Here is a 13789-nt window from a genome sequence, read left to right as displayed (position 1 = left end):
GCGACGCGGCAATCTGGGGTTTTGGGAGCAGAAGATTACTTCGTCGCTTAGGCTCGGCTTTGGCATCCTGCGTCGCTCTACCACCTACATCCATGTAGGCGTCCTCGTAATGACAGCGGGGGCAAGTTCATAAGGAGGAGCCCCGGCGACAGGGCAACCTCGGGGGTCGGGAGTAGAGATTACTTCGTCGCTGGGGCTCGTAGTGACAGGGGGGGCAAATTCATCAAGAGCGATTCCGGAGATCCTTCCGATGGTAAAGAAAACGTCAAAAAGTACGTCTACAGTCAGGGAAGAATTCGATAAAAAGGTTGGATGCTCCCATGGAAAACATGGCCCATTTTTACTCTCGGCTTCCGGTCACCCCTACCGAACATCAAACCCGGTTATTGGAGGAGATCGCCTATCTGGAAGCGCGTTTGCGCGATATTGGCATCACCGGCGACTGCGCCTATGAAAAATCCCTGGCCCGCAGCTATGACGCCTTGCTGCGTGAACGCCGCGAGCAACTGGCCGATTCCGGCATTCAGCTCTCACACCCGGAAGAGTGACAAGCAGCCACAAGTGCGACGGGTCGAGAAAATGTCGGTTGGCGCTGAGGAACGAAGCCCAACAAACCCAGCGTGGGGATTCGCAAAACTCACCCCCAACCTAAAAAACGATGTTCTCGGACAGGTTCCTAGAGGCGTCCGCGATGGTCCCGCCACGTAAAGCCCGTAAGCACTCCGTCCAGATCGCGGGTCAGGGCCAGGACCTTGAACAGCTCTCCCATCTCTCCCGGCAGGGTCAGCCGTTTGATCGCTGCGGCCTTCTCCAGTCGCCCCCTGTCATGGGTGTCCTCCGCCATCTCCGCCAACCCGTTCGCCAGCAGGAAGTTCGTCTGATTGGTAAATCCCGCCACCCGCAGACCGGCATCTGCGGCCGCCTCGGCGATCGCGGTAAAGTCCACGTGGGTGGTGATATCCTGCAGACCGACATACCGGTAAGGGTCCTGGTGGGAGCGATGGCGATAATGGCACATCAAGGTCCCGTCGCTACGCTCCGGATGGTAAAACTCCCGGCGGGGGAATCCGTAATCAATCACCAGCGCGGCGCCCCGCTTTAACACCGAGGCGAGTTGCCCGGTCCAGTCCCGTGCCGCGAGATTGAGTTCAGACAGATAGCCTTCGGTCAGCGAACACTCACTTACCAGGCTCTCGATAGAGCGTTCCACCCTTGCATCATCAGGGCGGTCCCAAATCTCCGAAAACCGCTCTCCATCAAGACCCACAAACTGCTCTTCGACACCATCGGCAGCGACCCGGAAGCGATGCACCGGCATTGCGTCGAGTACCTCGTTGGCCAGCACCACACCCTCGAAGGTGTCTGGCCAGTCCTCCAGCCACCGCACCCGCTCGAGCAGATGCGGCACGCGCAAACCAAGCGTCTCCTGCTGCCGTTGGCGGAGGTCGGCACTCACCTCGAGTATCAAGTATGCTGTAGGAAGACTGCCAATCCGCTCCAGTTCCGCCAGAATGTCAGCCGCCATGACGCCAGAGCCGGCCCCGAACTCGAGGACATCGCCACCAGTGCGGCCCAGAATCTCCGCGCTTTGGTGGGCAATGCAGCGGGAGAAAAGCGGTGTAAGCTCGGGAGCAGTGACAAAATCACCCGCCTCGCCGAACTTGCGACTTCCCGCGCTGTAGTAACCCATGCCGGGGGCATAAAGGGCCAGTTCCATGAAGCGCGCGAAGCTCACACGGGCGTTTTTGGCGCGGCGAATCTCCTCACGGATCGCGGCGCAGAGCCGGTCACTAACGGCGGCGGCAGCCGGGTCGGGCGGCGGCAGTTCCTGCAGCGAACGAGCAGCCTTGCGGGGATCGGGATTCGAGTTAGAGAACATGATTCAGGCTTCCATAGCGCACAGGTGAGAAGTCTGCCAAATCCGAAAGAAGGGGAGAAGCACATTGGAGAACGAAACACTCGACGGCAAGGTCGTCCTGATCACCGGCGCCGCTCACCGCATTGGCGCCACTACTGCCCGCACCCTGCATGCTACGGGGGCCAAAATCGTTCTGCACTATCGCGGATCGCGCAAAGGTGCGCATGCCCTCCAGGAGGAGCTCAACGCCGAACGCGGGGACTCCGTCGTACTGGTCCAGGCCGACCTCCATCAGACCGGGAAGCTTTCGGCGCTGGTGCGGGACGCAAAGGAGGCCTGGGGTCGGCTTGATGTGCTCGTCAACAATGCCTCGACTTTCTATCCCACGGCCATTGGTGAAGTGGGCGAAGAGGAGTGGAACGACCTCATCGGCACCAACCTCAAGGCGCCGTTCTTTCTCGCCCAGGCCGCCGCACCGCACCTGCGTGCATCGCGCGGCTGTATCATCAACATCGTCGACATCCATGCCGACCGGCCCCTGAAGGGCCACCCGGTGTACAGCATCGCCAAGGCGGGGCTGGTGATGCTCACGAAGTCGCTCGCCGGCGAACTCGGGCCCGATGTGCGGGTCAATGCCATCGCGCCCGGCGCCATTCTCTGGCCTGAAAGCGATATGGACGAGGTCACCAAACAGCGCATCGTCTCCCGAACCTTTCTCAAACGCCAGGGTAGCCCGCAGGACATCGCCAAGGCGGTGCTGTTCCTCACACGGGATGCCGACTACATGAGCGGCCAGGTCCTGACCGTCGACGGAGGCCGTTCCCTGAATTCATAAGGTCGATCCCTTTTGCCCGCTCAAACTTCAATGACGGCTTGAAGGCCGATTTACAGCAGCGGATCGCCGTGGGGCGGGCTTTACTCGTCAAAACCCCACTCGAACTCAACCGGCCAGAGCTGCTGCTTTGATTTATCGAAACGCGTCCAGAGATCGGTAAAGCGAACCCCTTCCTGCGGATGAACCCTGTCCGGGGCGATTTCCGCCAGCGGCCAGAGCACGAAGGCGTTTTCGAGGATCTCGAAGCGCGGAATCTGGGGGTCGGCACAGACCCGATCATCGTAAAGAAGCATGTCGAGATCGAGCATCCGCGAGGAGAAGCGAGGACCATTTCGTTCGCGGCCGTTCCTCTCCTCGATCTCCCGCAGGGCCCAGGCGACAGCCTCCACCGCTTCGTCGGTGTCGAATCCGGCGACCAGATTGAAGAAACTGTCGCCTTCGAAACCCACTGCCTCGCTCTCATACACCGACGAGAGCATCAGCGGCCCAAACCGCTCGCGCAGGGCGAACACACCGGCGCGGATACTGGCCTCACGGTCGATATTGCTGCCGATGCTGACATAGACCCGCGGCATGCTATCCCTTGGAACGTTCGATAATGATGCCGACGTCGCCCGCATAACGCACCGCACCTTTTTTATTGATGCGCACTTTGACCCGGGGGACGTTGAACTCCTCGGTAACGATCGCGGCGACCCGCTCAGCCAGGGTTTCCACCAACTGGAAACGGCTCTCCTCCACGAAGGTGATGAGGCGCTTGGCGACCGCCTTGTAGTTGAGGGTATCGTCGATATGGTCGCTCTGCGCGGCCTTGCGAATATCCGCGGCCATCTCCAGATCGATCGAGATGGTCTGCTTGATACGGCGCTCCCATTCGAATACGCCAATCACGGTATCGATTTTGAGATCGTTGAGATAGATGATATCGGTCATCAGCCCGGCAATCCCTTTGTATACGGACCCGAAAGGATACCGCTTCACCGGCAGCTCTTCCACCGCATTGCCCCTGTCCGCCCTGCCGTTATAATGCCCGCTCGCCCGCAATGGACCGTCTCTCATGGCAGCCGTCGATTACGCCCTCATCGCCCTGGCCTACGCGCTGGGCTCCGTCTCCACCGCCATTGTCGTCTGCCGACTGGCCGGCCTGCCGGACCCCCGCACCGAGGGCTCGAAAAACCCGGGTGCCACCAATGTGCTGCGGCTTGGTGGTAAAAAGGCCGCCGCGGCCACCCTGGCCGGTGACTTTTTGAAAGGATTACTGCCAGTATTGATCGCCCGCCTGTTCGCGGCGGACCCCGTTACCCTGGCCCTGGTGGCCATGGCCGCGTTCCTCGGCCATCTCTACCCCGTCTTCTTCGGATTCCGCGGTGGAAAAGGTGTGGCAACCGCCTTTGGTGTCCTGCTGGGGCTCGCCTGGCCGGTGGCTCTGGCCGCCCTCGCCACCTGGCTGGTGATGGCCAAGGTATTCAGGATATCCTCCCTTTCCGCGCTCACCGCTGCCGCTTTGGCTCCCGTCTACGCCCTCTGGCTTGCGCCCCAGCCCGCCCTGGTTGGCATGCTCACGACCATGGCGGTACTGCTCATCTGGCGACACCGCTCCAATATCCGCAACCTGCTGGCCGGCAAGGAGAACCACATCGGCAACAATGATGGGTGACGTCGCGATAACTACGGGGTGTACGGGGAGTCGATCGGTCCGGACCGGATGGAACCGGCGCATTTGGAGAATGCGCCCTACGGACGCTGTTTCGCGTTTCCCACCAGCTGCTGCGCTTCCGATGGAGACAGGTGCTTCCAGGGCAGCGGGATGATGCCCGCTACGCGGCGCCGGTATTCGCGATACACATCCCCGTGATAGGTGATCAGCTTGCGCTCCTCCAGTTTCGAGCCGATGAACAGATAGAGGCTGATGATCACGGCGGTGGTGAAGAAGAGCAGGTTCATGTCACGGGTCCAGAGGAGCACCAGTCCGAGGAAATACCAGGGATGGCGGACCCAGCGATGCAGGGGAGAGAGGTAAAAGCCCTCCTGATCCTCGACACGGGTTTCGTGCCCGCGCCATTGCTGCGTGCCGAGGAATTCGGCCATTGAGTAATAGCGCGTAGTCCAGAAGAAACCGATCAGGGCCGCGAGGGCGAGGCCATTGGCGACCCAGGCGGCGACACCCTCCCAGCGCCACAGCCAGGGTGCGGGATAAAACAGCGTAATGCCCACCAGCGGCAGGATCAGCACCACCGAGAGCAGGTTGTAAAACAGACGATAACCACGCACAGCCCCGGGCCAGTGGCGGGCCACCCAGTGCTTGGCCTTTAAGGAAGCCAGCAGCGAATGCAGGGCGAAGTAGGCGATCCAGCCTACCACCAGCACGATAACAGCGGTTTCAGTTTGCATCCTTGCAGATTACTCCGAAGGCGCCGAAATCACGATGGAGTCGCTCGCAGGGTGCATCTTCAAATGCACCGCTTCGCCGGTTCATAACTACGGGGGGCGCGGGAAAACGGGTTTCAAATCCATTACGCCTACGACTCACTGACGCGCCCCAGCAGCCGGAGGGCGTCCCAAGGCGCGTGGCCTTCGCTGTCGTTATCGAAATAGACGTGCACATCGCGCCCCTCCCGCAACCATTTACGGGTCTTCTCGCCCCAGGCATCGAGCTGTGAATCGCTGTAGCGCGAGGCATAGGTACGGGTATGACCGTGCAGGCGGATATAAACCATATCGGTGGTCACAGCGCCCCACAGCGGCCAGTCGGCGGCATCGGACTGACACACTGCAACCCGGTGCCGGGCCAGGCACTCGGCCACTTCGTCATCGAACCAACTGCTGTCCCGAAATTCGATGGTGTGACGAACTCCGGGCCAGGCATCGAGATTGCCTGTGAATTCCTCCAGACGCTCCATCGACTTTTTCAGGCTTCGAGGGAGTTGCCAGACCACCGCCGCCAGCTTTTCCCCCATCGGCTGTGCACGCTCCCGTTCCAGCGCCACCGAATCAGCACTGTCTTTGAGCTTTTTGTTATGGGTAACAAAGCGATGCCCTTTCATGGTGAAGCGAAACCCGGGTGGTGCAATATCGTGCCATTTGCGAAAGGTTTCCGGCGACTGCAGCCGATAGAAGGTGCCGTTGATTTCGATACCGGTAAACCTCTCGACGCAATAAAGCAACCAGCGGGTTTGCGGAACACCCTGATAGAATCCCTCCTTCCAGCCCTTGTAATTCCAGCCGCTGGTGCCGATGCAGGCTTGCGCCACGCCACTCAGCCTTCGGGCTCCTCGCCCGACTCCTTGAGTTCCGGGGCAAGCACGGCATCGATAGCTGCGGTCCGTCGTTTATAGCGGTCGGTGAAACTGCCTGGTGAAGGGGTGATGTACTCCCTGTAGTTAAAGCCGTTTTGGGCGATGTAATCCCGGTACTGTTCGGCCAGCTCGAGCCGTTCCCGCATCAGTGCCTCTCTGTGATCGCTCATCCTGTGCTCCCGTATCGGTTCCGACTACCTCAACTATGGAAAAGAACCGGCCATTTGTCAGTACGGTAGACTGCTATTCATGGAGTGGTTTCCTTAGTGTACTGTTTCATACTAAATGGCACTTTCAGAGCCTCCCAAAAGCGCCAGGACAAGGCGCAGCGCGCAGGCAATGGTTATTTCCTTGTCAAGCGCTGCAACGCAGTCATGGCGCTTTTGGGGGGCTCCCTTCGGGCGAGCCGCTGGCCGGCCATCTGCGGCGTTGCACTTGCTTGAAAGGGCCCGCCATTCCTGCGCAAGCGCGCCTTGCATCTGGCCGGCCAGTGACTCGCTGAATGCGCCATTTAGCATGAAACAGTACACCAGCCCTGCTGTCTGCCTTCGCGCTGGCCTCCGCCGATGCCGTTACCAAGCGCTTCCTGTATGCGTACTCCAGCCGTGAACTGGTACTGGTGCGCTTCGGGGCAGCCGGACTGCTGCTGGTGCCGCTGGCGATAATGCAACCACTGCCCCCGGTCCCGCCGCTGTTCTGGGGGCTGGTGCTCCTGCTGATTCCCCTCGAGCTGGCAGCCATGTGGCTGTACATGACGGCCATTCGCGATGCACCGCTGCACCTGACGGTGCCCTACCTGGCCTTCACGCCGGTATTCAACATCGGAACCGGTTGGCTGATCCTGGGCGAAACCGTCTCCATGGAGGGTTTCGCCGGTGTCCTGTTGGTGGTAGCAGGTGCCTGGCTGCTCAATGTGCGCCGCAGCAACGGTTTCGGCTTGCAGGCGTGGCTGGAGCCGTTTCGCGCCATTTTTCGAGAGCGCGGTTCACGGACGATGCTGGGTGTAGCGTTGATCTACAGCGTCACATCGGTGGTCGGCAAGGCGGCCATGGGGCATGGGACCCCGCTGAGTTTCGGACCCTTTTACTTCGTGGTGCTGGGGGGCGTGGCCGTCTTTCTGTTCGCCTTTCCTCGCCCTTCACGGCTGTCGGTGCTGGTACGCCGGCCGGGGATTCACCTGTTGGTGGGACTGTTTATAGCAACCATGGTCGTGACCCACTTTCTGGCACTGGACCGCATCGAGGTGGCCTACATGGTGGCGGTAAAGCGCACCAGCCTGCTGTTCGGCATCGCCTATGGTGCCATCTGGTTCGGCGAACGCGGATTGCTCCGTCATTTGGCGGCAGGGTCGTTGATGGTGGCGGGAGTGGCACTGATCCTGCTCTGAGCCGCTGGTTGGCGGGCATAAAGATAATCGCGGGTCAGCGGCACGGTATCCAGGCGCTGTGACAGTTGAAACTGGAAGACGGCCATACCGCGCGCGCGGAAGGCGGCCTCGCAACTTGCCAGATAGAAAGTCCACATGCGGTAAAAACGTTCTCCGAAACGCTCTACCACAGCAGTGCGCTGCCGCTGGAAGCGATCCTGCCACTCTGCAAGCGTGCGGGCATAGTGCAGACGCCACACCTCCACATCTGCCGTAACCAGCCCGCCCGTACCCGCCGCGTTACCGATTTCCGCAAGAGTGGGAATGCGACCACCCGGAAAAATATAGCGCTGTATCCACGGATTGGAGCCGCTCGGTGTGAAACAACCGATGGAGTGAATCAGGGCTACCCCGTTGGTTGCCAACAGACGTTTGACCTGCTGAAAATAGGTCGGGTACTGGGCACGGCCCACGTGCTCGAACATACCGATGCTGACGATGCGGTCGTACTGGCCGGCATGCTCGCGATAGTCCTGCAGGTGAAAACGCACTTTACCGGCAACACCCCGTTCCCGGGCGCGCTGCGTCGCCACCCGCTGCTGCTCGGTGGAGAGTGTCAGTCCGGTGACATCGACGTCGAACTCTTCCGCCAGCCGGATCGCCATTCCGCCCCAGCCACTGCCGATATCAAGTACCCGCTGACCCGGCTCCGGTAACAGCTTTTCGGCAATATGCCGGCATTTGGCTTTCTGTGCCGCCTCCAGATCCATCTCCGGCCGTTCGAAATAGGCGCAGGAGTACTGGAGGTCTTCGTCAAGGAAAGTGCGGAACAGCGCTTCGTCGAGATCATAGTGATGGGCGACATTGCGGCGACTGCGGCCGATCCAATTGGGGCGAAACCAGTCGAAGATAGCGGTCGTAAGGCGCGCCATCCGTCCGCTTCGCTGTGGGAAATTCTCCATCAGCGTGACGAGCAGCCCGGCGAGGTCGTCGGTATCCCATGCCCCATCCATGTACGTTTCACCCAACGCGAGTTCCGGGACACGCGCAATGCGGCCGGTCGCCCGTCGGTCATCGAAGCGCCAGGAAACCAGTGGCTCTTCCTGACCGAAACGGTGGCGGTCGCCGTTCGGAAGATGCACCTCGATGCTGCCGCGGTGCAGGTTCTTTTCGAGGGTCCGAAGAAATAGTTTCTGCATCAGTCCTTCCGCTGATAGTCGACGTTCAGTTCCCCTTCCGCGAGCACATGCCCCTCTATGGCCCGCACGGCCTGTTCGAACTCCGCACCCTCATCCAGGGGCAGCACTTCGTCGAGCGCAAAGAGGCGAAGCCGATAATGGAGGTTGCGGGCAATGGTCCCGACCGGTCCATCATAGCCGACGTTACCGAGGGAGTTTCGCCCCTGGAGCACCTCGGGCGGCATGTCCGGATCCCGCTTGTGCTTGAATCCTTCGGACAGACCCCCGATCTGCGGAGGAATGTGGTAGACAAACCAATGCACGAAACTTTCCCCGCTAGCGGGCCCGAACTGTTCGAAGGCCAACAACAGTTCGCGGGTATTTTCGGGCAGACCCTCCCAGGCGACAGGCGGTGAGAGGTTTTCGCCGTTCTTGGTGTACCTGGAGGGCAACTGCTCCCCTTCACGAAAGGCGGGGCTGTAGACGTGCATACGGCCAGTCCTTATCCCTCAGGCAACTTCAGAGGTTCGCGCAGACGGATGATCTGCTGGTTGCCCTCGGCATCGATGACCTCGACGTTGTGCAGTCCATCGGCTTCGTACTGAACCTGAATGCGGGTCGGATGGCGAACCAGATGATCCACCCGTTCCGTGGCCACTTCGAGCAGGTCGTTCTTGGGATCGAAGGTGATGCCTATCAGCGGTAGCCACTCCGATTCGGTCTGACTGCCGATTCCGAGCCCTATCGCCTCGATATAGACCTGCTGTTTGCGGCTGATCCTGGCCAGCTGGTCGAAGTAGGTTTGCCACTGGGAGTTTTCCAGCTGCGTTGTCGTCATCGCGGTAGCCTCCAAAAAGCGATCGCTTATCCCACAAGTTTCGACACTAGCGGCCTTTCGTCAAGGTAATCACGGGTTGAGCTACACTTCGCGTTCCTATTCCACCGTGAGGGCACTATGAAAGCACTGGTCAATCTTCAGGTAATCCCGATCGGCACCGGTGTCTCGGTCTCGGCCTACATCGCCGCCTGTGGTGCCATTCTCGAAGAGGCGGGACTGGAAACGGAACTGCACGCCAATGGCACCAATATCGAAGGGGAGTGGGACAGGGTTTTCGAGGCAATCAAGCGCTGTCATGAACGGGTCCACGAGATGGGTGCGCCGCGCATCCAGACCCTTGTCAGCGTCGGCACCCGCACCGACAAGGAACAGTCCTTGAAGGACAAGGTCGAGAGCGTCAGGCGCCGGACCCGGGAATAGCCATGGGCCCCGAAACCAGGTTGGCGCTGAGGAACGAAGCCCCAACAAAATCAGCGTTGGGGTTCGCATAGTTCACCCCAACCTACAAAAAACGATATTCTCGGGAGAGGCTGTCGGCTCACCTTCCGCGATGCTCCCGCTCCTCTTTGGCCAGCTTTTTGGCGAGGTAGTTCCCGGGCTTCGTATAGGGCGCGACGGCCGCATAAAGCGTAGGGACGACAAACAGCGTCAGCAGGGTCGACAGCAGCATGCCACCGATGACGGTAATGCCGATCGTGGTGCGCCCCTCCGCGCCGGGACCGGTAGCGAGGGCAAGCGGCAAGGCACCGAAGATAGTCGCCACCGAGGTCATCAGGATCGGGCGCAACCGGACCTCGCCTGCACGCAGTGCGGCGGAGCGGACATCCTCCCCCGCATCACGAATCTGGTTGGCGAAATCCACCAGCAGAATGCCGTTCTTTGCCACCAGTCCGATGAGTAGCACCAGACCCACCTGGCTGAAGATGTTGAAACTGTCGCCGGCGATCCAGATGGCGAACAGACCGCCCGTAAAGGCCAGCGGTACAGAGAGCATCATCACCAGCGGATGCAGGAAGCTCTCGAACTGGGCGGCAAGAATCAGGTAGACGATGAGCAGCGCCATCAGCATGACGAACACCACGGCGCTCCCCGCCTCCTGGTAATTCTCCGCCTGGCCAATCCAGCGGATACGTGCCTGCGGCGGCAGTGTCTCCGCCATGATCGCCTCCAGGCTATCGATGGCGTCTCCATAGGCGATGCCGGGCGCGAGCGAGGCATTGAAAGTGACCGAGGGCGAGCGGTCGACGCGCTTCAATTCAGTAGGGGTGCCCACCTCGGTTAGGGAGACGATGCTGCGAAGGGGCACCAGACGCTCGCCACTGGTGCGGAGAAAAACGTTATTGATGTCGTCGGGCGTGTCGGCGTCGCCGGACTCCGCCTCCACAATCACTTCGTAGATCTCCGCATCGTCGATAAAATCGGTGATGTCCTGACCACCGAAGAGGATGCCCAGCGCCTCGCCGATGGTGCGGGCATCGATACCCAGGTCCGCCGCCCTGCGCCGGTCCACCCGCAACTGCACTTGCGGCTGACGCTGGTTGTAGTCGAGCCGCGTGTCGACCAGCAACGGCATCTGCTCCATCTGCTCCAATAGCATCTGCCCCCAACGGGCCGCCGTCTGGTAATCCGGGCCGCCGATCGCCACCTGCACCGGCGCTTCGAAACCGCCCTGTTCAAGCGAGGGCGGATTAACGGCAAAGGCGCGGGCCCCCGGCAGCATCAGCAGTTGCGGAAAGAGTTCCGCCTGCAACTGCTGCTGGGGGATGTCACGCTCCTCCCAGTGCTTCATATCGACGATGAGAAAGGCCTGATTGACCGCACCCGCCCCCTCGCGCCCGGCCGCGACGATGCTCAGCACGTTGTCGACCGGTCCGTCACCGCCATAGCGTTGGACGATCGCCTCGATGCGATCCACCATCGCCTGCGTATACTCCATGCTGGCGCCCTCGGGCGCCTCCACGGGAATAATGATCGCACCCCGATCCTCGATTGGGGCGAGCTCCCTCGGCAGGGCCTGGAGCGCGAACCAGGCCACCAAACTGATCACCAGTGCGACCACCACCACCAGGAGGGGCCGATCCACCACACCTTTGAGGGCGCGGCAGTAGCCCCGGGAAATGCCCTCCAGGGCGGCCTCCGAGGTCCGAAACAGGCGGCCATGAGGTTTCTGTCGCTCGGCACCGACCAGTTTCGAGGAGAGCATGGCGCCGAGAGTCAGCGCAACCAGACTGGAGAAACTTACCGCCGCGGCCAGGGCGATCCCGAACTCGGTAAACAGCCTGCCGGTATCACCGGGAATGAAGGCCAGCGGCACGAACACCGAGATCAGCACCAGCGTGGTGGCGATGACCGCAAAGGCAACCTGACTGCTGCCGCGCACGGCCGCAAGCAGGCGCGGTTCGCCCTCTTCATTGCGTCGGTAGACGTTCTCCAGCACCACGATGGAGTCATCCACCACCAGTCCGATGGCCAGTACCAGCGCGAGCAGCGTGAGCGTGTTAATCGAAAAATCCAGCCACCAGAGCACCAGAAAGCTGGCAATCAGCGAGACGGGAATCGTGGCGGCGGGCACCAGCGTCGCGCGTGGCGACCGGAGGGCCATAAAGATTACCGCGACCACCAGGCCCGCCGTTATCGCCATGGTTTTCAGGACCTCGAAGATGGAGCCCTGGATAAAGACCGCCTCACTATAGGCCACCGACAGGTTCACACCGCGCGGGAGGTTCTCCCGCAGCTCATCCAGCCGCGCCTCGACGGCACTGGCCACCGCCAGTGTATTGGATTTGGATTGCCGCACCACGCCCAGGCCGACGGCCGTCTGCCCGTTCACGGCCACCGCCGTACGTGTGGACTCCGGCCCGATCTCCACGCGTGCAATATCATCCAGGGTAACCTGGTAGTTCCCGCTTGCACGGATCACCAACTCGCGGAAATCCTCGGGGGTCTGCATGCGGGTCAGGGTGCGTACCGTGAACTCGCGCTGCGTCGACTCGACGCGTCCCGCCGGCAGCTCCAGGTTTTCCCTGCGAAGGGCGTTGACCACATCCCCCACCGTGACATCCGCAGCCGCCATGGCCTGTACATCGAGCCAGACACGCATGGCCTTGCGACGCGAACCGCCGACAATCACCCTCGCCACGCCGGACACCACCGACAACTGGTCGGCCAGGGACTGCTCGGCATATTCGCTCAACTCAATGGCCGAACGTTCGTCAGAGGTCAGGGTGAGCCACATCACCGGTTGCGCATCCGCCGATACCTTGGAGACCACCGGCTCCTCCACTTCGTCCGGCAGATTGCGTCGGGCGCGGCCCAGCCGGTCACGTACTTCAGCGGCCGAGGCATCCAGATCCTCGGCGAGCTGGAATTCAATCGAAATCTCGGAGACCACATCCCGGCTGGTGGAGGTGATGCGCTTGATGCCCTGGATGCCGCTCACCTGCTCCTCGATCACTTCAGTGACTTCCCGGTCCACCACCTCCGCCGAGGCGCCGGGATAGAGCGTGGTCACCGAGACCACCGGCGGGTCGATGTCGGGGTATTCGCGTACCGGAAGCTGCTGAACGGCGGCGATTCCGGTGACCACCAGCAGGAAACTGATTACCGTCGCCAGGACCGGTCGCTGAATACTGGCGGTGGAGAGGATCATTGTACCTTTGGCGGTGGGCCGCCCTGTTCATCTCCGGCCAGTTGCACGCGCTGACCCGACTGCACCGTCTGCACACCGCGAACCACTAACCGGGTGCCGGGTTCCAGGCCCTCGAGAATCTCCGCCTCGCCGGGCTGGCGCACACCAATCCGCACCGACCGACGCTCGACCTGCAGCTCGCTTCCCACTACATAGACGTAGCTTTCACCGCCCTCGAAAATGACCGCTTCTTCGGGGATCAGCACGGCATCGGCACGGCTATCCACGACCGTCTTCACTCCAACAAAGGCTCCCGGTTTCAACCACTCGCCCGAGGTCTCGAGCACTCCCTCCACGGCTACCGAACGGGTTGCGGGATCGATGATGTTGTCGATATGCGCCACGCTTCCGGCAATGCGCCGTTCGAGGCCCGCGTCGACCTCGATGGGGAGCCCGGGCTTCAGCTGCATCAGCAACTCCGAAGGCAATTCAAACTGCACCTTGAGCGCACCGGTGGTCGCCAGCGTGGTAATCACTGCACCCGGCTCGATCAGCGCCCCCGGGCTGACCCTGCGTAGCCCCACACTGCCGGCGAACGGTGACGTGATCTGCCGCTCCTCGAGGGCCGCTTCGGCTTCCGCCACCCGTGCCCGTGCCGTCGCCATCCGAGCCTCTGCCTCATCGATCTGCGCCGGAGAGATCTGCACGCCTGCTTCCAGCCCCTGAAGCCGGTTGAGTTGACGTCCGGCGGCGCGCCGCTCTGCCCGTGCCACATCCAGGGCCGCCCGCT

The 13789-nt window shown here is 61.4% G+C and carries 16 protein-coding genes; 5 read left to right on the top strand and 11 right to left on the bottom strand.

From position 1 onward, the window contains the following. Nucleotides 1–320: 320 nt before the first annotated feature. Entirely contained in the window at nt 321–548 is a 228-nt protein-coding gene (locus Q7L05_RS15130; protein WP_303908541.1) for a hypothetical protein, read from the top strand. Nucleotides 549–676: 128 nt separating this feature from the next. Here the strand turns inward: Q7L05_RS15130 and Q7L05_RS15125 are convergent, their stop codons facing one another. Next, nucleotides 677–1879: a class I SAM-dependent methyltransferase gene (locus Q7L05_RS15125; RefSeq protein WP_303908538.1), complete on the bottom strand. Its 1203-nt coding sequence runs from the start codon at nt 1877–1879 to the stop codon at nt 677–679. Nucleotides 1880–1943: 64 nt separating this feature from the next. On the opposite strand from Q7L05_RS15125, the gene Q7L05_RS15120 reads away from it, so the two are divergent. Then, entirely contained in the window at nt 1944–2693 is a 750-nt protein-coding gene (locus Q7L05_RS15120) for a pteridine reductase (RefSeq protein WP_303908536.1), read from the top strand. 80 nt (nt 2694–2773) lie between these two features. On the opposite strand, the gene folK is transcribed toward Q7L05_RS15120, so the two are convergent. Both folK and folB read right to left on the bottom strand, forming a co-directional pair. Continuing rightward, on the bottom strand, nt 2774–3268 hold the full coding sequence (gene folK, locus Q7L05_RS15115) for a 2-amino-4-hydroxy-6-hydroxymethyldihydropteridine diphosphokinase (protein ID WP_303908533.1): 495 nt from the start codon (nt 3266–3268) through the stop codon (nt 2774–2776). 1 nt (nt 3269) lies between these two features. Continuing rightward, a complete protein-coding gene (gene folB, locus Q7L05_RS15110) occupies nt 3270–3626 on the bottom strand; it encodes a dihydroneopterin aldolase (protein ID WP_303908530.1) in 357 nt (118 codons plus the stop codon). Between the two features lie 124 nt (nt 3627–3750). On the opposite strand from folB, the gene plsY reads away from it, so the two are divergent. Next, nucleotides 3751–4350 (top strand): glycerol-3-phosphate 1-O-acyltransferase PlsY, encoded by a 600-nt coding sequence (plsY, locus tag Q7L05_RS15105; RefSeq protein ID WP_303908527.1) that lies wholly within the window; start codon nt 3751–3753, stop codon nt 4348–4350. Between the two features lie 77 nt (nt 4351–4427). On the opposite strand, the gene Q7L05_RS15100 is transcribed toward plsY, so the two are convergent. The 3 genes from Q7L05_RS15100 to Q7L05_RS15090 form a co-directional block, all read right to left on the bottom strand. Further along, nucleotides 4428–5084, bottom strand: coding sequence for a methyltransferase family protein (locus Q7L05_RS15100; RefSeq protein ID WP_303908524.1), 657 nt, complete (start codon nt 5082–5084; stop codon nt 4428–4430). Nucleotides 5085–5212: 128 nt separating this feature from the next. Next, nucleotides 5213–5944 carry a DUF72 domain-containing protein gene (locus Q7L05_RS15095; RefSeq protein ID WP_303908521.1) on the bottom strand — a complete coding sequence of 244 codons (732 nt, stop codon included), beginning with the start codon at nt 5942–5944 and terminating at the stop codon, nt 5213–5215. A gap of 5 nt (nt 5945–5949) precedes the next feature. Next, nucleotides 5950–6159 (bottom strand): hypothetical protein, encoded by a 210-nt coding sequence (locus Q7L05_RS15090; protein WP_303908518.1) that lies wholly within the window; start codon nt 6157–6159, stop codon nt 5950–5952. A 365-nt stretch (nt 6160–6524) separates the two neighbouring features. On the opposite strand from Q7L05_RS15090, the gene Q7L05_RS15085 reads away from it, so the two are divergent. Then, on the top strand, nt 6525–7376 hold the full coding sequence (locus Q7L05_RS15085; RefSeq protein ID WP_303908544.1) for a DMT family transporter: 852 nt from the start codon (nt 6525–6527) through the stop codon (nt 7374–7376). On the opposite strand, the gene Q7L05_RS15080 is transcribed toward Q7L05_RS15085, so the two are convergent. From Q7L05_RS15080 to Q7L05_RS15070, 3 genes are read right to left on the bottom strand one after another with little or no spacing between them, the layout of a single operon-like run. Then, nucleotides 7322–8554, bottom strand: coding sequence for an SAM-dependent methyltransferase (locus Q7L05_RS15080; RefSeq protein WP_303908517.1), 1233 nt, complete (start codon nt 8552–8554; stop codon nt 7322–7324). The two genes, Q7L05_RS15085 and Q7L05_RS15080, sit on opposite strands and share 55 nt — an antisense overlap. Beyond that, the gene (locus tag Q7L05_RS15075; protein WP_303908515.1) at nt 8554–9024 is read right to left on the bottom strand and encodes a YbhB/YbcL family Raf kinase inhibitor-like protein; all 471 of its coding nucleotides are present in this window, start codon (nt 9022–9024) and stop codon (nt 8554–8556) included. The genes Q7L05_RS15080 and Q7L05_RS15075 overlap by 1 nt, the downstream gene beginning before the upstream one ends. A gap of 11 nt (nt 9025–9035) precedes the next feature. Beyond that, nucleotides 9036–9371, bottom strand: coding sequence for a DUF5335 domain-containing protein (locus Q7L05_RS15070; protein WP_303908513.1), 336 nt, complete (start codon nt 9369–9371; stop codon nt 9036–9038). Between the two features lie 117 nt (nt 9372–9488). On the opposite strand from Q7L05_RS15070, the gene Q7L05_RS15065 reads away from it, so the two are divergent. Continuing rightward, complete coding sequence (locus Q7L05_RS15065) at nt 9489–9791, top strand: MTH1187 family thiamine-binding protein (protein WP_303908510.1); 303 nt, start codon at nt 9489–9491, stop codon at nt 9789–9791. A 118-nt stretch (nt 9792–9909) separates the two neighbouring features. Here the strand turns inward: Q7L05_RS15065 and Q7L05_RS15060 are convergent, their stop codons facing one another. Continuing rightward, nucleotides 9910–13020 carry an efflux RND transporter permease subunit gene (locus Q7L05_RS15060; RefSeq protein WP_303908507.1) on the bottom strand — a complete coding sequence of 1037 codons (3111 nt, stop codon included), beginning with the start codon at nt 13018–13020 and terminating at the stop codon, nt 9910–9912. Next, the coding region (locus Q7L05_RS15055; protein WP_303908504.1) for an efflux RND transporter periplasmic adaptor subunit at nt 13017–13789 on the bottom strand (773 nt) is incomplete at its 5' end. The genes Q7L05_RS15055 and Q7L05_RS15060, both read right to left, overlap by 4 nt.

Origin of the sequence: Thiohalomonas denitrificans (genome assembly GCF_016841685.1) — a bacterium.
Classification (GTDB): Bacteria; Pseudomonadota; Gammaproteobacteria; order Thiohalomonadales; family Thiohalomonadaceae; genus Thiohalomonas; species Thiohalomonas denitrificans_A.
The sequence above is the reverse complement of the archived record's forward strand: the minus strand, read 5'-3'. Positions and strand labels throughout refer to the sequence as shown.